At 51.7% G+C, this 26,516-nt stretch carries 29 protein-coding genes; 10 read left to right on the top strand and 19 right to left on the bottom strand.

Annotated features, from left to right (window positions below):
• Positions 1–105: 105 nt before the first annotated feature.
• Positions 106–927, bottom strand: coding sequence for a pentapeptide repeat-containing protein (locus BM123_RS06985; RefSeq protein ID WP_175489273.1), 822 nt, complete (start codon positions 925–927; stop codon positions 106–108).
• Between the two features lie 111 nt (positions 928–1,038).
• Between BM123_RS06985 and BM123_RS06980 the strand changes: the two genes are divergently transcribed.
• From BM123_RS06980 to BM123_RS06950, 7 genes are all read left to right on the top strand, one after another.
• A complete protein-coding gene (locus tag BM123_RS06980; protein ID WP_090166694.1) occupies positions 1,039–1,446 on the top strand; it encodes a Dabb family protein in 408 nt (135 codons plus the stop codon).
• A 40-nt stretch (positions 1,447–1,486) separates the two neighbouring features.
• Entirely contained in the window at positions 1,487–2,860 is a 1,374-nt protein-coding gene (locus tag BM123_RS06975; protein WP_090166692.1) for an MATE family efflux transporter, read from the top strand.
• Positions 2,861–3,126: 266 nt separating this feature from the next.
• On the top strand, positions 3,127–3,669 hold the full coding sequence (locus tag BM123_RS06970; RefSeq protein ID WP_090166690.1) for an RNA polymerase sigma factor: 543 nt from the start codon (positions 3,127–3,129) through the stop codon (positions 3,667–3,669).
• A complete protein-coding gene (locus BM123_RS06965; RefSeq protein ID WP_090166688.1) occupies positions 3,666–4,436 on the top strand; it encodes a HEAT repeat domain-containing protein in 771 nt (256 codons plus the stop codon). Before BM123_RS06970 ends, BM123_RS06965 begins: the two co-directional genes overlap by 4 nt.
• A 105-nt stretch (positions 4,437–4,541) precedes the next feature.
• Positions 4,542–5,321 carry a DUF4097 family beta strand repeat-containing protein gene (locus BM123_RS06960; RefSeq protein ID WP_090166686.1) on the top strand — a complete coding sequence of 260 codons (780 nt, stop codon included), beginning with the start codon at positions 4,542–4,544 and terminating at the stop codon, positions 5,319–5,321.
• A gap of 71 nt (positions 5,322–5,392) precedes the next feature.
• Complete coding sequence (locus tag BM123_RS06955; protein ID WP_090166684.1) at positions 5,393–6,169, top strand: DUF4097 family beta strand repeat-containing protein; 777 nt, start codon at positions 5,393–5,395, stop codon at positions 6,167–6,169.
• A gap of 115 nt (positions 6,170–6,284) precedes the next feature.
• Complete coding sequence (locus tag BM123_RS06950) at positions 6,285–7,052, top strand: DUF4097 family beta strand repeat-containing protein (protein ID WP_090166682.1); 768 nt, start codon at positions 6,285–6,287, stop codon at positions 7,050–7,052.
• 31 nt (positions 7,053–7,083) lie between these two features.
• Here the strand turns inward: BM123_RS06950 and BM123_RS06945 are convergent, their stop codons facing one another.
• Complete coding sequence (locus tag BM123_RS06945; RefSeq protein WP_090166681.1) at positions 7,084–7,443, bottom strand: DUF5655 domain-containing protein; 360 nt, start codon at positions 7,441–7,443, stop codon at positions 7,084–7,086.
• Between the two features lie 442 nt (positions 7,444–7,885).
• Here BM123_RS06945 and BM123_RS06940 point away from each other — a divergent pair, with 442 nt between their 5' ends.
• Entirely contained in the window at positions 7,886–8,536 is a 651-nt protein-coding gene (locus BM123_RS06940) for a GIN domain-containing protein (RefSeq protein WP_090166679.1), read from the top strand.
• Positions 8,537–8,716: 180 nt separating this feature from the next.
• Here BM123_RS06940 and BM123_RS06935 read toward each other — a convergent pair whose 3' ends face one another.
• From BM123_RS06935 to BM123_RS06865, 15 genes are all read right to left on the bottom strand, one after another.
• Positions 8,717–9,475: a response regulator gene (locus tag BM123_RS06935; protein ID WP_090166677.1), complete on the bottom strand. Its 759-nt coding sequence runs from the start codon at positions 9,473–9,475 to the stop codon at positions 8,717–8,719.
• A 4-nt stretch (positions 9,476–9,479) separates the two neighbouring features.
• On the bottom strand, positions 9,480–11,114 hold the full coding sequence (locus BM123_RS06930) for a sensor histidine kinase (protein WP_090166674.1): 1,635 nt from the start codon (positions 11,112–11,114) through the stop codon (positions 9,480–9,482).
• A gap of 119 nt (positions 11,115–11,233) precedes the next feature.
• Positions 11,234–11,893 carry a M48 family metalloprotease gene (locus tag BM123_RS06925; RefSeq protein WP_090166672.1) on the bottom strand — a complete coding sequence of 220 codons (660 nt, stop codon included), beginning with the start codon at positions 11,891–11,893 and terminating at the stop codon, positions 11,234–11,236.
• A 233-nt stretch (positions 11,894–12,126) separates the two neighbouring features.
• The gene (locus tag BM123_RS06920; RefSeq protein WP_090166670.1) at positions 12,127–13,725 is read right to left on the bottom strand and encodes a sulfatase-like hydrolase/transferase; all 1,599 of its coding nucleotides are present in this window, start codon (positions 13,723–13,725) and stop codon (positions 12,127–12,129) included.
• Positions 13,726–13,842: 117 nt separating this feature from the next.
• Positions 13,843–15,216: a YHYH protein gene (locus tag BM123_RS06915; RefSeq protein ID WP_090166668.1), complete on the bottom strand. Its 1,374-nt coding sequence runs from the start codon at positions 15,214–15,216 to the stop codon at positions 13,843–13,845.
• A gap of 79 nt (positions 15,217–15,295) precedes the next feature.
• Entirely contained in the window at positions 15,296–16,273 is a 978-nt protein-coding gene (locus BM123_RS06910; RefSeq protein WP_090166666.1) for a cytochrome-c peroxidase, read from the bottom strand.
• Positions 16,270–16,539 (bottom strand): hypothetical protein, encoded by a 270-nt coding sequence (locus BM123_RS06905; RefSeq protein ID WP_090166664.1) that lies wholly within the window; start codon positions 16,537–16,539, stop codon positions 16,270–16,272. Before BM123_RS06905 ends, BM123_RS06910 begins: the two co-directional genes overlap by 4 nt.
• Before the next feature lie 29 nt (positions 16,540–16,568).
• Entirely contained in the window at positions 16,569–17,624 is a 1,056-nt protein-coding gene (locus BM123_RS06900; RefSeq protein WP_245748464.1) for a YHYH protein, read from the bottom strand.
• A 108-nt stretch (positions 17,625–17,732) separates the two neighbouring features.
• A complete protein-coding gene (locus tag BM123_RS06895; protein ID WP_090166662.1) occupies positions 17,733–18,410 on the bottom strand; it encodes an MbnP family protein in 678 nt (225 codons plus the stop codon).
• Between the two features lie 6 nt (positions 18,411–18,416).
• Positions 18,417–19,064, bottom strand: a complete 648-nt coding sequence (locus BM123_RS06890; protein WP_090166660.1) for an SCO family protein — start codon at positions 19,062–19,064, stop codon at positions 18,417–18,419.
• A complete protein-coding gene (locus BM123_RS06885; protein WP_217642127.1) occupies positions 19,054–19,623 on the bottom strand; it encodes a toxin-antitoxin system YwqK family antitoxin in 570 nt (189 codons plus the stop codon). Before BM123_RS06885 ends, BM123_RS06890 begins: the two co-directional genes overlap by 11 nt.
• A gap of 31 nt (positions 19,624–19,654) precedes the next feature.
• Entirely contained in the window at positions 19,655–20,473 is an 819-nt protein-coding gene (locus BM123_RS06880) for a YHYH protein (RefSeq protein WP_090166658.1), read from the bottom strand.
• Positions 20,474–20,504: 31 nt separating this feature from the next.
• On the bottom strand, positions 20,505–20,972 hold the full coding sequence (locus BM123_RS06875; RefSeq protein ID WP_090166656.1) for a hypothetical protein: 468 nt from the start codon (positions 20,970–20,972) through the stop codon (positions 20,505–20,507).
• Positions 20,969–21,259: a hypothetical protein gene (locus BM123_RS06870; protein ID WP_090166654.1), complete on the bottom strand. Its 291-nt coding sequence runs from the start codon at positions 21,257–21,259 to the stop codon at positions 20,969–20,971. The genes BM123_RS06875 and BM123_RS06870 overlap by 4 nt, the downstream gene beginning before the upstream one ends.
• 3 nt (positions 21,260–21,262) lie before the next feature.
• Positions 21,263–21,832 (bottom strand): RNA polymerase sigma factor, encoded by a 570-nt coding sequence (locus BM123_RS06865; protein ID WP_090166652.1) that lies wholly within the window; start codon positions 21,830–21,832, stop codon positions 21,263–21,265.
• Between the two features lie 367 nt (positions 21,833–22,199).
• Between BM123_RS06865 and BM123_RS06860 the strand changes: the two genes are divergently transcribed.
• Both BM123_RS06860 and BM123_RS06855 read left to right on the top strand, forming a co-directional pair.
• Positions 22,200–22,787, top strand: a complete 588-nt coding sequence (locus BM123_RS06860; RefSeq protein ID WP_090166650.1) for a MarC family protein — start codon at positions 22,200–22,202, stop codon at positions 22,785–22,787.
• 77 nt (positions 22,788–22,864) lie between these two features.
• Positions 22,865–24,097, top strand: coding sequence for a serine hydrolase domain-containing protein (locus tag BM123_RS06855; RefSeq protein WP_090166648.1), 1,233 nt, complete (start codon positions 22,865–22,867; stop codon positions 24,095–24,097).
• Positions 24,098–24,204: 107 nt separating this feature from the next.
• On the opposite strand, the gene BM123_RS06850 is transcribed toward BM123_RS06855, so the two are convergent.
• Positions 24,205–24,978, bottom strand: a complete 774-nt coding sequence (locus BM123_RS06850; protein ID WP_090166646.1) for an FkbM family methyltransferase — start codon at positions 24,976–24,978, stop codon at positions 24,205–24,207.
• Between the two features lie 25 nt (positions 24,979–25,003).
• The gene (mtaB, locus tag BM123_RS06845) at positions 25,004–26,356 is read right to left on the bottom strand and encodes a tRNA (N(6)-L-threonylcarbamoyladenosine(37)-C(2))-methylthiotransferase MtaB (protein WP_090166644.1); all 1,353 of its coding nucleotides are present in this window, start codon (positions 26,354–26,356) and stop codon (positions 25,004–25,006) included.
• Positions 26,357–26,516 lie beyond the last annotated feature (160 nt).

Here is a 26,516-nt window from a genome sequence, read left to right as displayed (position 1 = left end):
GGTCGCTAGCTCGCCGCCAGAAGGCTTGCAGGTCCCGCAATACTGCGGGACGCTTTGAGGTCCTTTGGTGGGATAAACCGATCCTCTAAACGTCCGGATTTGTTCTTACATCTTCCACTTCTGTCCGTTGATTCTCGTATACTTAAAGTCAGCGTGCCGGCCGAAGTCCGTTCCGGTGAAGTCGGAATCACCCGAAAATTTGGCATACTTAAAGTCGGCGCTGTCTTCGAAGGTAGTGCCGGCAAAGGTGACACCACGCTTAAAGTCAGTGTACTTGAAGTCGGCATCGTCGCCGAACACAACCTTACTGAAATCTACACCTTCGGGGAACTTGGTGTATTTAAAATCGGCGTTAGCGGAAAAGTCAGCGCTGGCAAACGTTACTTCCTCTTCAAAGTCGGTGTACTTAAAGTTTGCCGAGCCACGGAAGTTGGTGTTCGAAAAGTCAACCGGTGTTTCAAACTCGGTATACTTAAACAGGGCGTCTTCACTGAAGCGGGAATCAGCGAAGGTTACTTCGTCATAAAACCTGGAGTACTTGAAGTGAGCGTCTTCGGTGAACTTACAGTCACGAAAGGTAACGGCATCGTGAAAATCGACGTTGTAGAGCGGTTTATTGTTTTTTCCGTTCCAGCCATCGCCTTCGCTGAGATAGCCCAACACCTTACCCTCGAAGGTGCAATTGACGAAAGAGAGCGTATTGCGAACGTGGCAGCGGTAGTTGACACGACTATTCCAGCCTTCTTTTTGTTCTTCTTCGCGGTCTGCGAGCTTCGTAAAGTCCAGGTCGCCGGTAACGGTAGCATTTTCCAACCGGACGTCTTTCCCTGCATCGAGCATAGCGATGATTTCCGATCCGGAGATGCGGCTTTGGGCGGTTAAAGACACGAAGGAAACCAACAGGAGGAGAAGGAATAAAGAGCGCATAGTGATGGATTTTTCTTTAATGGAAGATAATGTCTTAAAAGAACTAATAAAACAACTACAAAAAAGACGAGCCCCCCGACAGAAGGGTTGCACGCTCATTATCTTAGCTTCATGAAAATGCCGGTCGTCCTTATTCCTTTGCTCCTTTTACCCTTACTCTGCACCTGCGACCGCGCCCAGGAAAAAGCAGCAGCCACACCGGAGGCAATGAGCGCTCCTGACTCCCTGCTTCGGCACGTCGTCTTGTTTTCCTTTAAAACCGAGAGTGGCGCTGACTCCGTAGAAACGGCCTCCCGGGAATTGGCGGCGGCCATCCCCCTGGTGCACGGCTATGAATGGGGGGCGAACGTAAGCCACGAAGGCCTCGACCATGGCTTCACCCACAGCTTCCTGCTCACTTTCCTTTCAGAAGCGGATCGTGACGCCTACCTGGACGACCCGGCACAGGATAAGTTTCTGGAAGTGCTGCTCCCTGCGCTGGATAAAGTTACCGTAGTGGACTACTGGGCGCGGGACTAAAAACAGCGACCTATCTTCGCGGCTCAAATCCATTCTCCTCATGGCCCTGCCCAACGCCCGTAAAGACTTAATCCTTACCGGCGAATTACCGAAGGTGATGTGGCAACTCGCCCTCCCTGCCATTGCGGCCATGATCCTGTACGGGCTCAATGCCTTTATGGATACCGTCTTCGTGGGCCAACTCATGAATGAAACGGCCCTGGCGGGTATTTCACTGGCTTATCCCCTGGCGGGTTTAACGATGGGCTTCAGCTCACTGTCGGGCACCGGAGCGGCTAACCTGCTTAGCATTGCCATCGGTGAAGACGATGAAGATACCCAGGGAAAAATCATGGCTAATGCTAATCTGATTGCCCTCGCTTGCAGTCTTCTCTACGCCATCCCCGCCTATATTTTCGCGCCGGAACTGATTGGCTTAATGGGCGGCAGCGGGGAGATTCTGACCTACGGCGTAGATTACCTTCGGGTCGTTTTGCTAGCCGCTCCGCTTTGGGTCTATGGCCTTTCGCTCAACTTCATTATCCGGGGCGAAGGCAAAATGGGTACTGCCGCCCGCATGATGGCCTACGGGCTGGTGCTGAACCTGATCCTTACGCCCATCCTGATCGGATACCTCGGTTTTGGTATCACCGGGGCGGCCTGGGCCTCCAATGCCGGCATGCTGGTGTATTGCATCGCGGAGTTTCGGTATTACCATCGCGGCAAAGCAACCTTCGCCGCCAACATCAATTCGCTGCGATACGACAAGCGCGTATTCCGGCGAATTCTGGAACTGGGGTTTCCCGGTTTTATCCTCTCCGTAATGGGTCTGGTGCAGGCCATCGTAGTATTCAATGCCATCGTCGGCGTCAGCAATGATCTGGACAGTGACCTGGCTTTCTTCGCCGCCGCTAACCGCATCATGCTGCTGCTCATGACGCCGCTTTTTGGTTTGATGCGCGCGCTGCAACCCATCGCCGGTGTCAACTACGGCGCCCGGCAATATGGACGAACGAAGGATGCCTACTGGCTTTTCGTGCGCACCGGCTTCTACATCGTTTTCCCCTTTTGGATCATCATGAATCTCTTTCCGGAACAGAGCCTGCATCTGGTTTTGCCGGACGCTGATTTCTCCGCTCAGGAGATCACGTTTTTCCGCCTGTACATGTTCATGCTGCCCATCTTTCCACTGGTATTTAACGCCCTGACCTGGTTGCCAGCGATTGACCGTCCGAAATTCGCTACCTACATCGGCATGGCGCGGCAACTCTTCTTTTTTGTGCCGGTGATGATGATCTTACCGCGCTTCCTGGGCCTGTCCGGAGTATACTACGGCGCTACGGCGATTGACATTGTGGTCACCATCCTGCTCGTCATCATTGTGCGCAAAGCGATGCGGGAGCTGGGCGCGGACGCGGGTGCAGGGGGAGGTTAATGGAGCAATGCCCGCCGGACCCTCAAAGGGGTTGACTACTTCGCCTCCGGCTACGCGGCCAACACCTTCGAGGTCCTTGACCAGTGCTCAGGTTAGGTCCTCAAAGGTGCCCGGCACAAAGCCTAGCGGAGTTCCGGGTTCCTTTGAGGGTCCTGACCTTCCCGCTGAGCCGTTCGCTGGCTGGCTGGAATATTTTTTGAAAAAACCTCCCCCTCCGCTGTAACCATTCTCCCAAAGCCCGGTATTCCCTACCGAACCCCCATTCAATGCGTTCTGACGAAGACATCATGACGGCCGTGGCCAACGGTAAACTGGAAGTGCTCGCTGAGCTCTACCGGCGCTACCGGCAGCCACTCTATGGTTTCCTGCTGAAGCGGACCAATAAACCCGCTGCTGCAGAAGACCTGCTGCAAACGACCTTCGAACGGGTAATCAAGTACCGGGCTTCTTATAAGGGTAACTCCTTCAAGGGCTGGTTGTACACCATCGCCCGTAACGTGCTGCACGACCGGCAACGGCTGGACGGGCGGCTCCCCCTGAAGAATGGCCTGGACCTGGGGCAATTGCCCCACACTACGCCCTCCGCCGAAACCGACTGGGAAGACCGCGAAACCCGCGGTCAGTCACAACGAGCCCTGGCCGCTCTGCCAGCCAACTACCGCGAGGTCGTTGACCTGGCCTGGAAACGGGGCCTGAAGTACGCCGAGATTGCCGAAGTGCTCGGCATTACTGAAACCAACGTCAAGGTGCGCATGCACCGTGCCACCAAACAACTACAAATCAATTACGCCAAAATTAACCGATTATGAAACCGATTACCGAAACGGATCTGGTTGATTATCTGGGCGGAGAACTCTCCGCAGAAGAGGCTCACCGTGTTGAAGCAGCCGTGGCTGATGATTCGGCGCTGCGCGCCGAACTTGAAGAACTGCGCGAGCTGATGGCGGAGATTAAATCAGCCGAAGAGCCCACGCTCTCCGCTGCGGCGGACGCCCGCTTCGAGACGATGCTCGCTGCCGCCATGGAGCAGCAAGGTCAGGCGACAGAAATGACCACCGTACGCTCACTCCCGCCGCGCAAGCGCTACTTTCGTTTGCTGGCTGCCGCCGCGGCGATTCTGCTCATCTTCGCCGCTGGCTGGTACGTTGGCGGCGCCGAAGACCGGGCTACCGCCCGGCAGCTCGCCGCTACCCGAACCCTGATGCTCGACCTGATGAAGGACAGCCGCCCCAGTGCCCGCATTCAGGCGACAACCGTCTCTTTTGACCTGCCCGCAGCGGACCCGCAGACGATTGCCGACCTCGGCCACATGCTCCGCACTGACGAAAGTGCCAACGTACGGCTGGCCGCTCTCGATGCGCTCCGCCGCTTCCCGAATGAACCGGCCGTGCGGGAAATCTTACTCTCCGCCATGAACGAAAGCCCACCGGATGTTGTCCGCTTCGAGCTCATCGAAACACTCGTCCGCTTCAATGAAAAACGAGTTCTGCCCTATCTCCAGGACATGATCGATGCCGACTCTTTGCCCCGCCCCGTTCGGGACGCGGCGCAGATGGCGAGTTTTAAGTTGATCTGATCCGGGTGCCGGGTGCCGGGTGCCAGGTGCCAGGTGCCAGGTGCCAGGTGCCGGGTGCCGGGTGCCGGAAATACTTATTTAGTCAACATCTTTAAATTATACAATGTGAAATATCTATCCATCCTTCCCCTTTTGCTTTTCTCTCTCCTGCTATCCGCTCAGCCGGAGCATAAAGTAGCCGTTGACAATAAGATCATTGAATTCAGCGAACTGGATCGACTGATGATTGTCGGCTATGATGGTGACGAGCTAAAACTCACTCAGGAAAACGCCAACCGCAATGCAGATGAACGAGCGCAGGGTCTGCGTAAGATCAGCGCCAGTGGCAGAAGTGACAACACGGGCCTCGGGCTCTCCGCTAAGGGGCTTGACGACCGGGTACTCATCGAGCAAGTAGGTAAAGGTGAAGGCAAGATCATTGCTTATGTACCCAATAAATCTGTCGTCAAAGTCACTCAATCCACCTACCGTGGCGGTGATTTTAGTGCTTCCAACTTCGACGGCGAACTGGATGTAACCATGCACTACCACAAAGTAAAGCTGACCAACACCTACGGCCCGCTGTCCATTAACACTATTTACGGCAGCATCGAGGCGGCATTCTCTGACGGACCTCCGACACAGGACATTCGCCTGCATTCTACTTACCAGAACGTTGACCTGACCCTGCCCAATAATACCAAAGCAGATCTTCGGCTCAATACCAGCTACGGTAGCATGTACACGGACTTTGACATCGAGGTTAAAGCCAACGGGGACCAGGCAGACAATTCCAATAACGATAGCCATGGGGACGGACGTATGACGGGTCTGATTAATGGCGGTGGTAAACTTGTCTCTTTAACGGCGACTTACAGGAATATCTACTTGCGGAAATTGAAGTAAGCACATAGCGGGCGTAAATCGCTGCAATCGCCGGATCCAGGCTTTTTCACACACAACAATTCACATCAACCATGAAGACTTTCTTCCTCAGCCTCCTTCTGGCGGCCAGCCATTCTCTTGCCTTCGCTCAGGGCGGGGTGCAGACTATCCCACTCAACGGCACAAAAGCCTTTCACCTTTCGGCCGACATGAGCGGCGTCGTCATCAACATAGGGGGTAACGACGAAATTAAGGTTCACCACTTTTTAACCGTAGATGGCAAAGACCGGCCGGACTTGCGAGAGTTAAACATCGACCGTTCCGGCAGTATGCTTTCCCTGGAGGAACTCAAGCCTAACAATCAAACTCTGGAGAAAGAACGTGGTTACGGCAACCTGAACGTTCGGCATCGCCCAGGCCCCTATAAAGGGGAACAGCACGGTGGAACTCAGGTCGTTTCTTACCTGGAAGTAACGGTTCCGGCCGATGTGACGCTAACCGCCGAGAGCCTCTACGGCAGCATTGACGTCAAGGGAGTAAAAGATATGCCCAGGGCAAAATCCCGCTACGGGAGCATTACCATCGTATTTGCCCCGGATGCAAAGATTGCTTCGATTGATTACGAGAGCGATTACCAATCCATTGACCTGACCCTTCCTGGCAGCATTACGGCCAATGTTGACCTTGACACGAAGTACGGTAGTCTGTACACTGATTTTGACATTTCCATAAAAGCGAATACATCAAACGGACGCCGCCGACCGGAGCCTTTCTCTGACGGTCAGCTCAAAGGAACCATCAACGGTGGAGGCGAAAGAATATCGCTACACTCGGAATACAAGAACATCTATCTGCGAAAAATGAAATAGGGCCGGATTGAACCGTAATACTTTTCAGGTTTACCTGTAACAAACCGTCTCCCGCCAACGGCATCGCTGTAGAGACCTCCCCACACTATCACCATTCACTACAACCTACCCCATCATGCTTCGTTCCATTTTGATCACGCTTTTTCTTCTATCGGGGCTTTTTGCTCACGCCCAAAGCGACCAGCAGGAAATCGCTCTGGAAGGTGCCCTGGAGGTACTCATCCAGGCCTCCTTTAGTTCCGTTTCGGTAAGTACCGGCAGTATTGACAAAGTATCCCTCAACCACGTTTTGGAAGTTGACAATGAAGGTCGTGCAGACCTGCGCAAGCTCCGGCTAAAGCGGGAAAATGGCGTCCTGACCATCATTGAAGTACTTCCTACTGCAGCGGCTATGAATAAAGAGTTCCCCGACCACAAAGGAGGAATGCTAACCGGCGCCCGCGAAGGCGGCGCAGGGATTTTTAACGACGTAATGGTCAACTCTTTATTGGAGGTGGTTGTCCCCGAAGGCATCAAAGTCAGAGTAGAGACGATCTACGGCGGCATTGTGGCCACCAACGTGGCGGGCCTCGTCAGCGCCCGGGCTAGATACGGCAAAGTTGAAATCGCTTATACCGATGGAAATCAGGTGCCGGACCTCGATCTTTACAGCAATTATGGCGCCGTAGACGTAACCCTCCCTGCTACTGCCGGCGCTTCTCTTGACCTGCTGACCCGCTACGGAGAGTTGATGACTGACCTGGACATCAGCATTGATAAAAGTATGAGTGAAGCAAAGAACTTCTACGAACGGGTGATTGGTAGTCTTGGTACCGGAGGCTCGTTGCTGAAGTGTGAAGCACCTTATGGAGATGTTTATTTACGCCAGGGAAAGACAGATTAAGTTAATAAATGAACCTGTATACATTATTGACTCATCGCAGCCCGTAGTCATAGCCCAGCTTGAGCATATCCACGATCTCCGGAGTTATTTGCCCGGGGCCGCTGATCCGGATAGAATGCCGGAATTTGGTTTTACTGTTCATATTCGGTCCGGACTTATGAATCATCGGGCCGCTGAGAATACTGTCCGTGTAAAAACTTAGCTCCAGCAATTTACTCATAGGCCGGACGATGAGCCAGGCGCGTGTATTCGTAAAGACGACGGCTTTTGCGGCGGCGCCAACGTCATTGGGTTGCCAGTCCATCACCGCCAACAACACGTCATCAAAAGCCAGTTGGAGGTCGTCGGGCTTACCGGCGAAGAGGTCTTCCACGGTAAGGTCGTTACACATATGCGACTGATTAGTGATTCTGAAGGAGCGTTGGCATTTGGGGCAGGTCCACATGGGTAGTCAGGGAGTCAAAGAGTCAGAAAGTCAAGCAGTCTTCATGATGGGGTTTCATGGAGCTACTGCAATGGCGCCGGAGCGCGGGTGAAATGTATGGCTTTTCAGAGGCAATGTTATATGGCGGAAAGATTTCGCTGGGCAATAAATTGAATAAAACCAAAAGCCAACAGCCTTGAAAAACAGCTGACACGAAGCATTTCGGCGAGCTCAGTGCCCACGTGGTTACTGAGCTCGCCAAGTGTACAGTTGCAGGGGAAAGTCAGCATAAGCCGTGGAGTTGAGCTTTCCCAATCGGGGCATTTATCAGGTCTATATGCATCCTTTCTCCTAATGCTTCCGTCTCTCTTTTCAATTGCACGTTTTTTAAACCAACCAAAACACCAGCATGAAACAGTTCCTTTTTCTCTTCCTCGCCCTTGGCCTCTTCCTCACCACCGGCTGCGACAAGGACCAACTCGAAGGTTCCGGTAATATCATCAGCGACGACCGCTCGGGGGATTCCTTCTCCGCCATCGACGTTAGCGATGCGCTTGACGTCACCATCAACCAGGGCAGCGAGCACCGCGTCATCGTTCGGGGAGATGACAATCTCATCACCCGAATCATTACTTCCGTTTCGAATGGAGTGTTTACCGCCCGCCTGCAAAGTGGCAGCTACCGGAATGTCGACTTCAGCATTGAGGTGACGGTACCTACGCTGGAGCGCATCAACTTCAATGATGCCGTCAACGGCGATCTGATAAACTTTACGGCCAGCGAAACGCTGACGGTCGAGCTCAACGATGCTTCCAGGCTCGACATGAGCGGCTCCGCCCCCAGTCTGATCCTGGACATTAATGATGCCAGCAATCTGGATGCCTTTTCCTTCACTACCGAGGCATGCACCGCCGACGTAAATGATGCCAGCAGTGTCCGGCTAACCGTCAATGACCGCCTGGAAGGCAGGGTGAGTGATGCCTCCAGTTTCCGCTTCCGCGGCAATCCTGCGCTGGACATTAGCACCTCGGGGGCCAGTCGGGTGATTGATGCGAATTAGAGCCTTACTTAAAAGACCTTTATTGCTTCCTGCGGCTTCGCCTGAAAATCATCAGCTTGGTCGCAGGATTTTTCATTGAAGCTCCCCCTAAAACGAACTCAACTGATCATCCTTAGCAGTAGCTTTTTCGGTCATATGATCGGTTGAAAATGATTATAAATAAAGTCGCGTATTACTCATCTAAGCGGGAACTTCAATCCGGATTCCGCATATTTTTTCAACATAGTCAATAATATCACGGTCTCGGCTTTTTAGGTGATGAAGAAGATACCACACATCGTTCCATTCTGTAGGACCAGGTAATCGATGTCCCACGATTCCACTAACTGGCAAAGAATCAAAATTTGCCTTGCGGAAATTGTTCTTATGCACACCAACGGCATCATACCCTTGGGCTTCTAAAGCATTGTTCCGATAACCACGAGCGACTTCTCGGGCTATCTCATTTTGCAACAAAACATCATTCCCTGTTTCATTAGGCAAAACGGTAATATCTCCAAGAAAAGGCTTACCGAGCTTAATATTTTTCAGAGCAGGGGCCAAAAAGTGAGCCAAATTCGTTTTCTGTACAATATGCTCAACTCCTATTTCCACTAGATCATCAAAGAGAAGTTGATCGTTTTCCCCTGTAACCGCTATAATTTTCACCTGACTACTCCAATTAGAAGATAGTAAGTACCTCGCGATTTTTACACCGAGCCTCCTACGCATCGAGTCATCCCCAAAGCGAATGTCTAGCACTATTATGATTGGTCCATCGTCAAACAGACCAGACTCATTAGCGAGATAGCGGACCAACTCTCCCCCCTCGACGTTTCCACCGGCGGCGGGGTTCGTTATTTTTTGAACTACCGTAAACTCCGGTGCCCGCAATTGAATGTTTTCTTCCAGCGCTTTTAGGTAGTGATGATCGTCATCAACAAAAATAATTTTCTTCATTCTTTTAAGCAATTGGCATTGTTATAGCGATGGTGGTTCCTTCGCCTATTATTGATTTTTCTACCGATACAGAGCCGCCTACCCTTACCATATAAGCACGAATAATTTTGGCTCCGAATCCAACCTGTGTATTCGTTTCTTCGAAAATAGTATCATGAACAGCAGCAGTCATTCCCTTTCCAGTATCTTCCACTCGAATTATAGCTTCGCGACCTGAACGTTCAAGAGTTATTGTTATGCGTCGATCCCTAGTTGTCTCATTGAAAGCGCGTACCGAATTCGTCAGCAAGTTTCGTAATACCGCTTCCAGACTACGAGAGCCTGTCTGTATGATGATCTCTTCGTGAATATTGAGGTAAACTTCTACTCCATGAGCGATAAAAGTAGAATTTAACAGTTGGACGACCCTGGTAATTATGTTTCCTAGAGCCACTTTCTCAACTTTATCCAAAATATCACCAGCTTCATGTTTTCCCCAACTGTAAATGGCAAGGGCATAATTTTGACTAGCAATAATGTGATCTTGTATTTCGTAGAGCTTACGCTCCGTTTCCTCTGGCCTAAGATTACCCTTAGCTGCTTCCATGAGAGCAGAATCAATTACAAGCTGAGGACCAAGTAAAGAGGAAATAAAATCATGCGCTACTGCACGGTAAGTTTCAACTACCTGGGTAACATCCGTTGAAACCAGAACGATTCTTGTTTCTTCATCAATTGAATACTTCGTCAAGGTAACCGAGCTTGAGATTAATTCTCCATCTTTAAGGCCCTGATTCCTGTAACTGGCAAAATTCTCCCTCTTGCATTCATCAAACTTTTCTTTTATAAAGGGGTAGCTGCTTATATCTACTAATTTCCTACCATCATACATATCTCCGTACAACTCTTTCCAGCGCTTATTGGTACTTCTGACCGTACTATCCTCCTCCAACAAGGCTACCCCTGCCAGAGTGGAAGACATCGCTACTTTGTATTCTTGTAAATCTTGTTGCTTGCCAAGGTATTGTCGAAATAGCAAATACAAGAGCATCAAACTCAAAAGACAAACGACACTTACAACTAATGAAGAATTTTTTATTCTAACATAAAGCTTATTTTTAATCGATTCAAAGTACTCATCTTTGACAACTACTCCATAAATCCAGCCAAGTTCATCATCCAGACGATAAACACCAAATCGCATGTTCGTTGTGTCCCGCTCAGAATCGCGTAGTATGTAATTCGCACCTACCGTTTCACCGCGATTAGCTTCTACTGCCTTTTTAATGCGTTCAAAGGCCTGCTGCTGTCGCTCTCCTCCAACACCCAAATTAGTACTATCATTGAGCGCGGGGTCGGGGCTGGCGAGCATTGTGCCATCCAAACTATCCACGAAAAACAGCTTTCCTTCTAGACCGATTCTTGATGCCGCAGCGACCTTGCGTAGCTCTGTTAATCGCTTTTCTTGAAAGATCTCCTGAAGAGTATTCTTCATTGCCGTCTCCGTGTTAGCCTTGAAGTATTCGCCTCGCCCCGCGGTAGTTGTCAGACCATTAATCTGCCGATTAATATTCCAGATATTGAAAGCTAGCCCCATAATGAGTAGTATCATTATCCAAATCACGTTAATCAGGAATTCTCTCTTCCAGAGAAGTGCCATGGCAGTTAATTTTCACCAAAGATGAGAAAGGATTAGGTGTCAAATACACAAAAGATAAAACCCCGACTTAACAATGGTTAAGTCGGGGGGGGGGGTACAGAACATTTGGGCTCCGAGATTTATCTTCCCAACAGATAGTAGCTAAGTAGGGTAATACGATCTTCATCCGTAGGGTGAGAAAGAGATACAGATTGATAATCACTTGGTTCAGACTGAAAAGCAATGAACTTTGCAGCATCAATGATTTCCCAAGGCTGATAACCTGCCTTTAGTAGTAAGTTAGCCGAACCCTGATCACAAGCGATTTCCAGCAACTGGCTATCGTTCATTTTAGCCAATAGTTGAAGTTCTTCTGGATAACGAGCGGCATTGACAAGCGTCTCCGGTTCCACATGATAAGCGTGAGAAATTTCGTGCCCAATCATATACGCCAGTGAAGATTCTCGTTGCTCCAAGCGATACCAGGCCTCAAGGCCGATCCAAATTTTCCGACGAAGAGGACAGGTCATAGCATTGATAAGCGTACTTCCGTCCCGGGTAGTGATTGGAACTGCAATAAAGTCCCCCAGGCCCGTTCCGGCAAACTTGCTTAACTCGTCTGTGATAGCCTGTAGCTGGCGGCGACATGTGTGATTTACCTCCTCGTATTCGGAAGGAAGGCTGCAGTATATTTCGTCATCGTTCGCTAGTATCGGTTGGAAACACTCCTGAGCACAAACTCCTGAAACTACTACAAGAAAGAAGTAAACGCTAATAGTAAAAAATGTCTTTAAAATCATCACCTTGTATTTTGATTAATACAAAGGTGCAGCCGGAGAGCCCTCTACCGTCTGACCATGATTTAGCAAGCGGTTGCTATTCGTTTAACCCCTTATTAATAATAATAATTAACTGAACACTTAATAAGAAGATGTTTTTTACCTTTTCTTATACTAATGCATTTACACAACTATCTTCCCCAAAACCGAAGCTACCACCATCACTTTTTCGAGCAATTACTCTTCCTCCACCCTCACCGTCTCACCACCTTCATCACCCGGCTCCCACCATCCACCGTACGAACTTCCGCCAGTAAAGGCCCTCGCTTCAAGCCAGTAACGGACACTTCCAACAGCCGCATACCGTGGCCTTCTTCTTGCCGTAGTAACTGCCCGCCAGCGTTAAAGACCCGGACGGACTCGATGCGCTCCCCTAAAGCATCCACCACAAAAAAGTCCGTCGTCGGGTTGGGGTACAGCAAGAGGTCTACAGCAACATCCGGCTCTCCGGCGCTGGTCGTGCAGGCGCCGCAGTCCATCGTCCCGCAGTCAATACCTGTTTCTTCGCCGTTCCGGATCAGATCCCGGCAAGACCAGCCCGTGCGGATGACCGAAGCTTCCGCCTCCAGATCAGCCTCAGCGGCCAACTGTTCGGCAGTTAGCGTTCCGGCCAACAGATTATTCACCTCAAAGGAATCCACCAGCAGGTCATACATTTCCTCCCGGCCATCCTCAAAACGGAGGAGCTTATACTGCGCATTGCGGATGGCCCAGCCAGAACCACCGTTGGTATTTTCGACCTCGACGTAATTGTAGGCCCTGCTTTCTGCTTCCTCATGGTTGGCGCCTAAGAGAGGGTAAAAGCTCAGGCTGTTAAACCGCCCGCCCGGCAGCTCCGCGCCGGCAGCCTCCAGGATGGTGGCGTGCAGGTCAGTAACGTGCACCAGGGCATCTTCCCGCTCTCCGGCGCGCTCCACTCCCTTACCCGCAACGATGAGAGGGACCCGAACGCCGCCTTGATAGACGGAGCCTTTACCGTGGCCCGTAGGATAATCCTGCATTACGTTTCCGGGCGTACCGTTGTCTCCGACGAAGATGACCAGTGTATTCTCCCGCACTTCAGGTGTGAGCCCGGCCAGCAGGCGGCCGGTTTCGTAGTCCAGGGCTTCCACCATTGCCACGTATTGGCGGATGTTATTCGTAGGGTTCCCCACCGAATAGGTGCCGGCAGGCGGCACGTGGTAAGGGCTGTGAGGTGCGGCGTGCGCCAGCCAGAGAAACCAGGGGCTCGACTGTTCAGCGATCCATTCACCTGCCGCATTAGACAGTGCAGTAGTAACATACTCCGTTGATGGCACGGACATCCCATCCTGAATTCGTGCCCAGTTGTAGTAGTCTGCCGGGGCCCCGCTCAGGTATCCGTCGTAAGTATCCGGCCCAAAAGTTAGTGGTACGTTATTACTGGCACGCCTGGACAAATGCCACTTCCCAATGAGTGCATCAGCATAGGCATTCCCCGTTCGGGCGGTTAATTCATCGAAAACGGACTCGTCCGTATCTACCAGATTTCCCGGCACCCCGAGCACACCGTTTTTAACCCCGTACTTTCCGGTCATAATCGCCGCTCGCGTAGGCGAGCAAACGGGAGAAGCCGCAGCATTGGTGAACGTTACACCAGCAGCTCTCAGGCTATCCAAAGTTGGTGTAATGGCCATCAGATTTCCGTCGTGGTATCCGTTCAGACGATCAACACCAAGGTCATCAGCGATGATGAGGAGGATATTCGGGGGCTCCTGGGCTCTTGCACCGGCAAAAGAGAAAAAAGCAAGTAATAAGAGGCCGGTAAATTTCATACGTGGTTTGGTTTATTTTTTCACCCGGGATGGTTTCACCGAAGCTGACTTCATTGCACCTGCGGTAGCGCCGGAAAAACAGTAATAGTAGTATCACATGCCGTAGCGACGATCATACTATTCTACGATGACCTTGCGCGTCACCTCACCTCTCTGGCCCAAAATACGTACAAAATAGACACCCCGGTAAAGTGTTTGCGTATCAAAGTAGGCGATCGTTTGTCCGGACCGAATACTTTTTTCTTCCACCAGTTTTCCATCACTGCTGACCAATTGCACGGTATAATCTGTTTCGGCCAGGCCGAGCAATTGCACTGCTATCAGGTCCGCTGCCGGATTGGGAAAAACGCTGATGTTGGCGCCTTCAGCAAAACCGGCAACGGAGGTGGTTCCCTCATAAACTGTTGCTCCGGCAGGCACCGTTGCTCCGCTACGGTTTTCACTCACCCCGGCAAAAGTGGGCCCCACGGCATAAGGGTAGGCGGAGGTCCAGTCTTCGTTTACCGTCGCAAAGTATGCATAGGTTCCTTCCGGATATTCCGGTGTGACGCAAAAGCGGCCATTGTGCTCATCGAGCACATCCTCATCATCAGAGGCAATGAATTCATAGTCTTCCCGGAAATAGCCGAGGAAATAGGTATCACTGACCGCCGGCCCGTCATCCACATCGGTGCCATCGGCATGCTCGGTCCGCTCGGTGATATCGCGCAGGCGGTAGCCGGATTTAATGCGGGTGATCTTGCCCGTTCCGTCTGCATTTTTGAAGCCATAAGCCCCGTAGATCGGGAAGCCATCGTAGGCGAAGCCGATCAAGGGGGCGTGCTTCGTGCTGTCGATAGCATAGAGGCCTTCGGCGTCGTAGAGGTTGCAAACCTCGGAGGTGACGTTCAGGTCCAGCTTGAAGGCCGAAGGGTTCTGATGGTGATGATAATTACCGTTAGCCGGGTGCCCTTTGGCACAGTCGAAGCCTTCGCGTTCGGCGGGAACGGCGTCCCGGTTCCAGGCCTGGCTCGCACGCGGGCCACCCGGGCATGTGGCGTTACCGGGGCCGCCGCACAGTGCATTTGTCTGTGGGTTCCAGGCTACTCCGTCGCGGTAATCAAACAGAGCCACACCATTAATAAAAATCCCAATATTGCCACCGGTGGTCGTAATTGGTTCTCCTTCGTTTAGTACCGGGACGAGTGGGATTTTATAGACGCCATTCTGGTTGGCGGCCTGAGAAGGGTTACGGTCCTGAAAAGGGCCGGTAGGATAAGCAGGAACGCCCGTTGCCGTAACGTATACGAAGTCATCGTCGTAGGCTACCTGCTGGCAGTTGACCAGGATATTATTCTCAATAAGGTCGGAATTACCCGCCACGTAGTAGGTCCCCGTTTCCGTATTGTTCTGCAGCCAACTCGTAATGGCGGGCGAGAGTTGGGCGCGGACGCTGGTGCAGAGTAAGGAAGTAAAGAGCAAAGTGAAAAGGAGGGTGGAATATCTTAGCATGTAAGTGTGTGTTTTTTTTGATAGGACTGCTTCTTTAGGAAAAACCTTCGGAAAGGTCGCTACCCACCCGGCGGACGAACTAGTGAGGGAAGCCATGATTACGGTTAAAGACAAAGTCCCGATCATCAAGTGTCAACAAGAAGGCGACTATGTCTGATTGCTCGTTGGCAGATATCGGCATGGGTCTGACGTCCCGGCTGGCGTAATGTTTAAGCACCTGCCGAAGTTTTCGGAACCGGCCGTCGTGCATATACGGATGGGTGTAGCTCAGGTTGCGCAGGCTTGGAATTTTGAACAGCAGGCTGTCTTCCGGCAGAGCCGTGATCATCATGCGCCCGAAGTCATTCAGCGTCGTATCCACCCGCAAGCCATTACGGGCAAAGCCGCCGGTTGTGAACAAGGGCTCAAAGTGGCAATCATTACAGTAGGTCTGAAATAGCTGGTAGCCCTTTTGCTCCTGCACCGAAAAAGTATCCTTTCCCGCCTGCACCCGATCGTATTTGGCCCCGGCAGAAACGAGGGTAAGCTGAAACTGCGCCAGTGCTTTGAGCACCCGCTCTCCGGTTACGAGACTGTCCCCAAAGGACTCTGAGAAGGCTTGCCGGTATTGCGCGTGCTCACTAAGCCGGCGGACGATATCGCCGATGCTACTTCCCATTTCAGCGGGATGACTGATGGGCGCCAACGGCTGAAGTTCAATACTGTGGTGAGCGCCGTCGTGGTGAAAAGACGTAGACCAGGCCAGATTGAAGAGGGCGGGCGCATTACGTGTACCGATCTGATCATTTATCCCGTGGCTCAGGTCGTGGTCCGTGTGGGCAAAAGCATTATAAGGGGAATGGCAACTTGCGCAGGAGATCGTCCCGTCAGCGGAAAGAATCTCATCGTAGAAAAGTCGACGGCCAAGCTGAACTTTTGCCGAATCGAGAGGATGCGCCCTGAAGTCGTAGGCCGTAGTTGGAAAGTGATCCGGATACGCAATGCCAGGGGGAGACGACAGCGTAAAGGCCAGTCCACTCATCATTACCACCACCAGCAAGATCACTCCCTGCCTCATACAGTTATGCTGCTAAACAAATATTTCAGTCCGCCAAAAGTAAGGGCCGTTGCCAGTACCGTAACCGTAAGCAAAGAGAATATGACCACCCCCGTAGAAACGTCCTCCGGCTGATTCAGTTGATACCCGGACTCCTCTGGCTCAAGGCTAATGGCATAAACACTGTTCTCCGTTAGTGGCAAGCGTTCGTTTTCATCAGCCTGCTTCAGGAAGAGAACAGCAGCAATACTAACAAAAACGATAATGAGCAGGAAGAGCGGTTTCATGGGTGGAATTTTTCATGGTGAATGGCGGCTTATTCAGCGTAAGCGCCGCTCAGGCAGTTGATAAAATTATTAGCTCCGGCTTTATCCACGTGGTAGTGGTAGCCCCGGACTTCATCGTAGTGGCCCCGGCAATCGTCCAGGTCAGTAGCTTCTTTCCCGTTGGCGTCCAGCCTTTCGTAAATTCCGTGGCCATCCATGGCGTATCCGATCATGGCGGCATGACCATCGGCCTGGGGAATTTTAGTAGACACGCCCGTTGCTGCGTGGTAGTGGTAACCGGCGTGCAGGTTAATATGCCCACCTGCGTCATCAAAAGGAGCCAGCGTGTAAGCTCCAAGAATGGCATCGGTTGGCGCCGGGCCGTCGAAGCGAATACCGTTAAAGGCCACTCCCCGCACCATCATGCCGCCGCCCGGACGCCCACCAGCGCCGTCTGCCGGACGTTCCCGTGGTGGACCATCGGGTCGGCCGCCAGGGCCGCCAGGGCCGCCACCCGGACGACCGCCGCCGCCAAAGGCCTGGGTGGTTCCCGTCCGTACCGGTGTTACCGGGATCAGGTATTCCTGGGTTACATCCGACAAATAGGATGGCAGACACTCCACGCAAAAATTCTTGTACTCAGCACCAACGTTAGGGTTAGCGGCGTTGGCACAGTCTTCTTTAGTTTTCGTCCTGAAGATATCACCATTGGCGTCGTACATCTGCCAGGTATCATCATCATAGAAAGCAGCCAGATTTTCGATGAAAGCACCGTCCACATCGTAAATCTCCCCTCCTTCAATCCAGACACCGCCGGCATCGGCACCATCACTGATATTGGTCGGGCACCAGGGGCCCATCTGATGATCCGATGGAGACGAGGAAGAGACTATTTTATAACAGGTCGTTTTTGTTCCGTCGGAGAGTGTGCAGGCAACGGTAGAGACCGCTTCTGCTAAACTGGGCTCCAGAAAAAGTTTGGGATCTACGTCTATGACGACCTGATCAACCGTGACGGAATCCCCTTCTGCTTTTTGCTTACCCGAAGGATTTTGCGCACAAGAGACCAGTAAAAGGAGAGATAAAGAGTAGTATATGTGTTTCACCAGCGTGGTGTTTTTGATGTGTAGAATACTCTTTTGACACCTATTGGCTAAAAATCCTTTGCGCGCAGATAAAAAGCCTGTGGTCCGACTAAAAAAGAGCAAGCAACATCATTCCACCCGAAACATCCTCGTTAGCCGGTCGGCCACTTTCATTGAAAGTTCGCCCGGGCTCATAACCTGATATTGCTGGCTAAGGTCAGTGGCTGCGAAGAAACTATCCAGATCGATGATGATGGAAATGCTTCTGGCGGGCTTGATGGCAAGGGTCACCCGTCGTTCTGAATTAAACGGTGCCTGAAAGCCCCCGACGTGGAACTGGAAGCGCTGCTTCCGCGCCGGGCAATCCGGCGAGGTCCCCTCCAGTTTAAAGTTGATGTAGCCGCTACGCCAGGTCCAGTACATTCCGTTCGTAGGGTCGAGGTCTCCGCCGAAGACGCCGCTGGCGGCTGTCAGGCTATCAACACCGAGGGTGAAGCGTAGCCCATCGTAACGAAGCCCCGGCGGCAAGGTAAGTGGCAGTTGCAGGGAAGCCACCTGCGCCGCATCGATCAGGTGATGATGATCTTCTTCAGCGAAGACGACCTCTTCGCCTTCTAACAATTGTAATTCGGAGAGGTAAAAACGCAGCACCTCAACTTCCCTTGCACCTGCGCTGGCGCCGCCTTCTTCTTCAAGCTCTAAAGCCACTCCATTCAGCAGTGGCCGAAAGTCGATCCGCAAGCTATCCGTCCGCTGCCCAAACAGTAGTGACGGGAGAAAGCACAGCCATAAAAGACCTCGATACATCCAGATTTATTTAGCGGAGAGTAAGGTACGAACGTCCAGAATCAATTGATTGACGGAGGCTTTGTTCAGGCCATTGTAAATGCCCCTGATGTGTCGGTTCTGATCAATCAGCACGAAGTTTTCCGTGTGCAAAAAATCGTCCTTTTCTTTCTGCTGCCCCAGGTCTTCTTCTACAAAATAGTCCTTTCGTCCCAGACGGTAGATTTGGTCGCGATCCCCCGTCAGCAACCACCATTTGTCCGCCTTCACCCCCTTGGCTTCGGCATATTCCATCAATACGGACACCGAATCATACTTTGGGGTAACGGAATGGGACAATAACATTACTTCCGGGTTAAAGCGGAAAGAATCCTGCAAAACGGCCATGTTCGTGGTCATCTTAGGGCAAATACCGGGGCAGGCCGTGAAAAAGAAGTCCGCTATATAAACCTTCCCCGTCAGGTTTTTCTCCGTAATACTATCCCCCAGTTGATTAAGCAGGCTGAACGGGCTTATCTGGTGGAACTCGTCCAAAGAAAGGTCCCCGGCATCCAGCCAGTGTGGCGTGAAGGACGCGTCCGCATAATAGGGAAGGTCATAGCCTGCTGGCTCATCAGGCGAACAGCCCGCCAGACAAACGCAACAGAAACTAAAAAGAAGGAACTTATTCCACATAAACAAGGTCTTCGTTTTCCAGGCTGAAACACAGGTTAGCCCTTTTCAAGCCAAAAATGCGCCCGTCGCGGGCCTCATAGTTGTTGTATAATTTGCCGTTCTCCCGCCAGGATTGCTGGAGTCCTTCCTCCTGGCCATTCACCAGTTGCATCGCTTTAAATTTAGCCCCGCTTTTATACCATTGTTCCTGCAGGCCATTCGCAATGCCTTTTTCCATTCGGTTATGCGTCCGCAGGTTACCGTTTTTCCACCAACTTCTGGTTTCTCCGTGCTGGCGGCCAGCAAGGTATTGCGATTCAAAACTCAGGGAACCATCCGCAAACCACTTACGGTAATACCCTTCTCTTTTACCCTTAACATAATCAATAGCCACGGCAGGGGTTCCGTCTGCATATTCTTCCACCGCCATACCCGAGAAAGGCTCTCCCTTATATAAAGTGATTCCTTCAGTGGGTGCATGAGTAAGCAGCTCTTTACGGATTACAGCCGTACTGACTGGCGCAGGGTGGCAGCCTGTCATTAACAGGGAAAGCGCCAGCAGCGGATATAAAGCGTTCATTTGAAGGATACGGCAAAAGCTTGTCATTGATTTAATTAATCGCATTAGGCGTTCCCTGATAATCCCCCGGAAAGAGAATGTAGTAAGCCCCCAGGAAAAGATCATTTTGGATGTGGTAGTGGTACTCTGACTCGGTCGTGTGCTGCGTAGTGGAGCTGTGTCCGCCAGATGCGTCCAGATCAGTGGGGTAAGTCCCGGTAGCACTACACTTACGGCCGTAGAGGAAAAAACCGTCGGCAATGATCCCGATGAGTTTATCATCGTCTTCGGACCACGCTTTGGTTTCCAAATGATAGTGGTAGCTCTGCGGGCCGGTGTGTGCGGCGGTATAATCCAGCGAAACAACGGCATTATCAAGTGGTACGTTGGGGCCTTCCTCATCGTTATAAATCATGGCACCACTAACGGCAATGCCGATGGCACCAAGCCCGGTAGCAGAAGACGCTGAGGCTAACTCCGGACTGGCCGGAACGGTTAGCGAATAGGAACCGTTGAAATCGTCAATATTCCCCGGAGCCATATCCTCAAAAGAGGTTAATGTTGGCGCTACGAATAAGGGATGGTTGGAGGCAGCAGCTTCTGTTGCCAGCGTATTCCCCATGGGGTCAACCGCAGATCGTTCCGTCGTATTGGACCAGTAGGGAGAAGTGTGGTTGGGCAGGCCGTTGGACTCAATGTTCACCTCGTTTCCGCTGAGGGTAATGCTTACATTATCCGTATCGAATTCAGCAAATGCTGCGTGTAGTTCTGCAGGATCAGTATCCATGCCGGTGCCATTATCATCATCGTCCTGGCAGGAGCCCAGGATAAACAAACAGAGGGGAAGAAGGAGGAGAAAAAATTTATTCATTGATAGCTTTTTTTCCTTAGACGATGCTCTTCTATCTATCCTTCGGTGGACGTGGCCTTTCTTCATTTTCCATCAAAAGAATCCGCTGCAGAGCAGCTTCAACAAAGCTTGGAAAAGCAGCCTGCTGTTCTGGCCGGAGCATTTTTTTAATATCAAGGAAATGTTCGTAAGTACTATTAATTTTTTCTCGCTCCAATGTACCGATGCCCGGAGGCAGTGGCCCTGGATTAGCCGCCTCATCGGTCGTCAATTGCAAAAAATATTCCTGCAGCAGTTCTGCCTGCTGGTCATTAGCCGCTCTGATTTGTGCCTTATGTGCCTTCGCCAAATCAAGAAATTTTTCGTCTTGAGCGGCATCGAATCCAAAGTGCTCCATTACCCGTAGCGGGCGGCCATTTCCACCCGGCTTTGGAGCAAAAATGATAAATGCCAGTAAGACTACATTAAGCAAAAGCAGGCCGATCGTGGCAATTTGGTAGACTTTCAGCTTATTCATCATTCGTAATATTGATAATTAGACACCAGCTCGGTTGCGGCATATCCATCTCCCATTGACAGGGCATTATTGCCACTCGAAAAATTGACCAGGGCATAAACATTAACCCCCAGCACTAAAACTGCGGCCGCGGCAATCATTCGCCATTGCGGCATGGAAATTATCGAAGCATCCACCTGAGCGATCCGGTCTTCAATCCGACTCAGAAGACCCGGCGGAGGGCTGGCTCGTCTGAGCCCCTTCAGGTGCTCCATGGCGTAATCTAATTCATCGTGTCCGTCTGTATTCATCTTTTACTGTTTACTTTTCCCGAGATGGGGATGATCATTTTTCAACTTGTCTTTCAAGCCTTTTTTGGCTCGCATCAGTAACGACTCTACGGCCTTAAGGGAAAGGCCCATAATGTCAGCAACCTGCTGCCGGGGTAATTCTTCAACGTAACTGAGCACAAAAGCCGTTTTCTGCCGGGGCGCTAAGCTGTAGATCGCCGAAAAAATGGTCTGGTTCGTTTCTGCATCCTCTATCTTAGCACTTGGGTGGCTAAAATCTGGTGGATCATGGTGCGATGGTGCACCACTGAGAAAACGGTACCGATCCCGTTTCTTGATCGCCGTGAGGGACGTATTTACGGTTATCCGGTATATCCAGGTAGTTACCTGGCTTTCCGACTTGAAGCCGGCGGCCGAGCGCCAGATTTTCGTAAAGACATCCTGCGTAACCTCCTCAGCATCCGCTTCCCGTTGGAGGTAGCTGAGAGCGGTGTTGTATACCCGGTCAGCATGCCGGCCATAGAGATCGCGCAGGGCTTCTCCATTGCGGTTGGCAATGGCAGCGAGCAGCTCATGATCGGTAGTTTGCGGCATCAATGTTTCTTAATCGGTGGTTTGACCTTCGTTAAGGTACAATCCTTCGGTATAAAGCAAGAAAAGTAGTGGCTGAGCGGATTATTAAAAAAGCAGGTTACGCTCTCAGTAATACTCCTGCCCGGTTCGTATATCCCGAAGCACTCCAGCAAGCTAAGCAGGGGGCGCAGACGCAGGTGCCGAGGAAGCCTGGAAAGCAAGCTCAATCGCCCCGTGGAAAGCCCTTTTTCAACATTGCAAATATTAATCATTCCTCATTTGTACATTTTTGGATCGTTGCGTGTTAATTGCAACCGTCCATTACGGCCCCTTTAAATTTCCTTACTCCCAAGTCCGAACGGATTGGGTTCAATAGCGCTTACCTACTATGGAATTCAGCATCCTCTCTACTGCCCTGTTACTCTTTTTCATTCTTGATCCTTTGGGTAATATCCCTCTGGTACTTACGCTCTTAAAGGATATGGACAAAGGACGCCGCCAACGCGTCGTGATCCGTGAATGTTTGATCGGTCTTGTCATTCTGGTTGCCTTTCTTTTCGGTGGAGACACTTTTTTGAGTGTTTTTCACCTTGAGACGGAAGCAGTCCGTATCGCTGGCGGGCTAATCTTCCTGCTCATAGGCCTGAAGATGGTTTTCCCCTCTGCTGACGCGCCCTTATTCCCCGCTGATCAGGAACCGCTCGTCGTGCCCATCGCACTGCCTATGATCGCCGGCCCTTCCGCCCTGGCAACCCTGCTCGTGCTTTCGCATAACAACCCCAATAATCAGTATGGCCTCCTCGCCGCCCTTTTGCTGGCCTGGGGTGTCTCAACAATCATCCTTTTCTCCGCCCCTCTCCTCTACCGGGTCCTACGCAAAAAGGGCCTCATTGCCCTGGAGCGCCTGATGGGGATGCTGCTACTGATCCTTTCTGTACAAATGTTTATTGACGGAGTTCGGGGAGTGCTGGGCTAACGGGCAGTACCTCACACCACTCCTGTTTAAGTTTCTTTCCCTTAGCTTAGCTTCTCTCATTTAACTAGTGATCATCTATGCTCAAGCACCTAATCTTTCCGGGACTTCTGTTTCTAAGCGGTTGCCACGTTCCCCGTTTCTTCACCCGGAACTTCGCCAACATCACCGACCATAAAATTTTTCCCTACACCGAGGTAAATACCGGCGATAACATCTATCAATTCCCCTACAGCGAGCGCGAACCGCTCGCCAACATGACCCTGACCGAAAAAGGAGAAAAACTGCCGCTTACCGAATGGCTGGACGAGAAGACCTCTACTACCGCCTTTCTGGTAATACAGCACGACAGCATCCTCTATGAGCAATACTTTGACGGCTACACGCCCGACAAGATCTCCACCATCTTTTCCGTCTCAAAATCCATCACGTCTTTGCTAACGGGCATCGCCGTCGATGAAGGCAAGATCGAAGACATCAATGACCCCGTCACCAAATACATTCCCGAACTACTGGAGGGGGACCCGCGCTTTCAGCGGCTGACGATCCGCCACCTCCTCGACATGCGATCGGGGCTCGATTACAAAGAGTCTTACAGCAACCCCTTCGCCGACATGGCGAAACTCTACTACGGTACGAACCAGCTTCGGCAGCTCAGCAAGCTCGGCTTCAGCCACGAGCCCGGCACCTACCACCGGTACCAGTCCGGCACCACCGCCCTGCTCGGCATCGTCGTGGAACGCGCCACCGGCACGGAGCTGGGTAAATACCTGGAGGCCAAAGTCTGGCAGCCCATGGGCATGGAATTCCCCGCTACCTGGAGCCTGGACGATAAGCGCCATCGCTCCGCCAAGAGCTACTCCGGCCTCAACACCACCGCTCGTGACCTGGCCAAAATTGGCGCACTCTACGCCAACAACGGCCGCTGGCGCGGCCGGCAGATCGTCTCTCCCGAATGGGTAAAAGCTTCCATCACCCCCGATATGGGCAACGACGCCTACCAATATCAATGGTACAGCGTAACGGAAACACATAAAGGAGACGACGGCAAAACGATGTACTTCCCGGATTCACTGGCTGCCGCCGCTGCAAACGCGGAGATGGACAACGACAATTCCTTTATCCTGGCCTCCAACAGATACCCCGGTAAATGGTACCTCGAGTCCACCAACGGAGCCTTTTACGCTCAGGGAATCCTTAACCAGTTCATCTACGTTGACCCCGCAAAGGAGCTTGTCATCGTCCGCCAGGGGCGGAAGTGGGATAATGGGTATTTATGGTTGTTTGAGGTGATACGGGAGAAGATGGAGTGAGGCGCAAGTTCTCCGGCCCAATGACTCCACGACAGAGCAGGTAAAAAATATTCCGAAAACGCACCGGGGTAGGCAGTGCTATAGCTCTTCTGTAAAAGCAGTCCTAACTACAACTTAACGTACCAGTCATCCCATCTTGAGAGCCCAACAAACTTTCGTTTGTATCCGTTCCGGCTTAACAGCTCAAAGATTTTCCTCCTGCTCTTGCTGAAATTGTGCTCACACGAAATCACCTTGAAGGAGTACTTCGAAAAGTCGAAATTAGATAGTATCTCATACTCGCTCCCTTCAGTATCAATCGACAAATAATCGATCACTCTGGGGGCTTGGTGCTTATCCAGTAAATCCAGCAGAGAGACAGAGTTTACATTATATTTTTTTCCATTATTTCTACTGTTGGCATGGCCGTCGGAGCGACTAAACCGGTCAATGGTGGACAGTTCACTGGCCGGCGTTTCATTGAAGGTCAGCGTAGCACCTGATTCAGCCCACACGCAGTCCGTATCTATTATACACTGCCGGTTTTTGCGCAGGTCATCGTGCCAGCATTTTGCTGGCTCCGCAAGAATCCCTGTCCAGTTATATTTTTTTTCCAGAAGGAAAGTATTACTCAGGTCGACTCCGTTTGTGGCACCAAACTCCACAAAAAAGCCATGCTCTTTATACCCAAGTTCGTGCAAAGCAAAAACATCTTGCTTTAACTGAGCAGGAGAATGCTCCCCCACAACCAAAAGTTTAGAGATTTCATCTTTCGAAAGATTCAGAAGGTCGATATTATTCGCATCCATCTCTCTCAGAATCTGTAACTCTGCATAACTCACAACGCCTATATTAAAGTGTTTCAATATAGATTGTGCCGTTCTTTTGATTGATTCTTTCATTTTTGAGCGTTCAAAAAAGGCCTCTTTAAGTGTGTAAAGCCGGAAGCTGTTCTACTACTTCCACGGTCACCAGCCCCTCCTCATTAACATCCCCGAGTTTCATTTCCACCAAATGATTCACCCAGCTCTCCTCGGCTGGGAAGGAGACCTTCACGTAATTATCCGTGAAGCCGTGGAGGATGCCATCGGTCTTTGATTTTTCCAGCAATACGGGGCGGACTTCGCCGAGGTGGCGCTCATAGTGCGCCCGCTTTTTCTTTTCGCTCAGGATGCCGAGCATTTTGTTGCGGCGCTTGCGTTCGGGCATCGGCACGGCGCCGTCCATCTCGGCAGCCGGGGTGTTGGCACGCTCGGAGTAAGTGAAGACGTGGAAGTAGGATACGTCGAGCTCCTGCACGAATTTGTAGGTCTCCAGAAAATCCTCCTCCGTTTCGCCGGGGAAGCCAACGATAAGGTCGACACCGATGCAGGCGTGCGGCATCACCTGTCGGATGTGGGCTACGCGCTCGGCGTAGAGCTCCCGGCGGTAGCGGCGCTTCATTTGCGCCAGTTGCTTGTTGTTGCCCGATTGCAGCGGCATGTGAAAGTGCGGCGCAAACCGCTTACTGCCGGCGACGAAGTCGATCAGCTCGTTCGTACACAGGTTGGGCTCGATGCTGGAGATGCGGAAACGGGTAATGCCCTCGACTTCGTCCAGGGCGCGGGCGAGATCGCTGAAGAGTGCTTCCTTGCGCGGGCGCTGCCCCTCGATGACGGAGGTCCCGTTGCCGAAGTCGCCGATGTTGACGCCAGTGAGAACGATTTCTTTAACGCCCCGGGCGGCGATGGCTTCTGCATCGCTGACGATCTGCGCCACGGTAGAGCTGCGGCTTTTGCCGCGGGCCAGGGGGATGGTGCAGAAGGTGCATTTGTAGTCGCAGCCATCCTGGACCTTGAGGAAAGAGCGCGTTCGATCCCCGAAGCTGAAGCTGGAGATGAAGGTATCGGCCTCTTTCACCTCTCCGGCGCGGACCATGCCTTTGGTTGCCCCGCCGGCAATGCCGTCGATGTAGTCCAGTATCCGGAATTTCTCTGCTGCTCCAAGGACGAGGTCAACACCCTCGATGTTAGCAATCTCCTCCGGTTTGAGCTGGGCGTAACAGCCGACTACAACAATCTTTGCACCTGCGTTCGCGCCCAAAGCCCGGCGTACGATGTTGCGGCACTTCTTATCCGCAAAGTCCGTTACCGAACAGGTGTTGATCACCACGATGTCAGCGCCGTCTTTAAAGCCCACTTCCTGGTACCCGGCTTCGGTAAACTGCCGGCCGATGGCGGAAGTTTCGCTGTAATTCAGCTTGCAGCCGAGGGTGTAGAAGGAGACGGTTCCGAGGGTCATTTGTAGTTAGATAGTCAAGTAGTCAGATAGTCAAGCAGTCCGTCGTCCTAGCACTGTTTGACTATCTGACTACTTGACTGTTTGACTTATACGGCGCGGACGCGGGTGCAAAGATCGGGATAAAGAAGCAGTGTGACCAAACATCCCTGCGAATCCTTTT

Origin of the sequence: Neolewinella agarilytica (assembly GCF_900110645.1) — a bacterium.
Classification (GTDB): Bacteria; Bacteroidota; Bacteroidia; order Chitinophagales; family Saprospiraceae; genus Neolewinella; species Neolewinella agarilytica.
The sequence above is the reverse complement of the archived record's forward strand: the minus strand, read 5'-3'. Positions and strand labels throughout refer to the sequence as shown.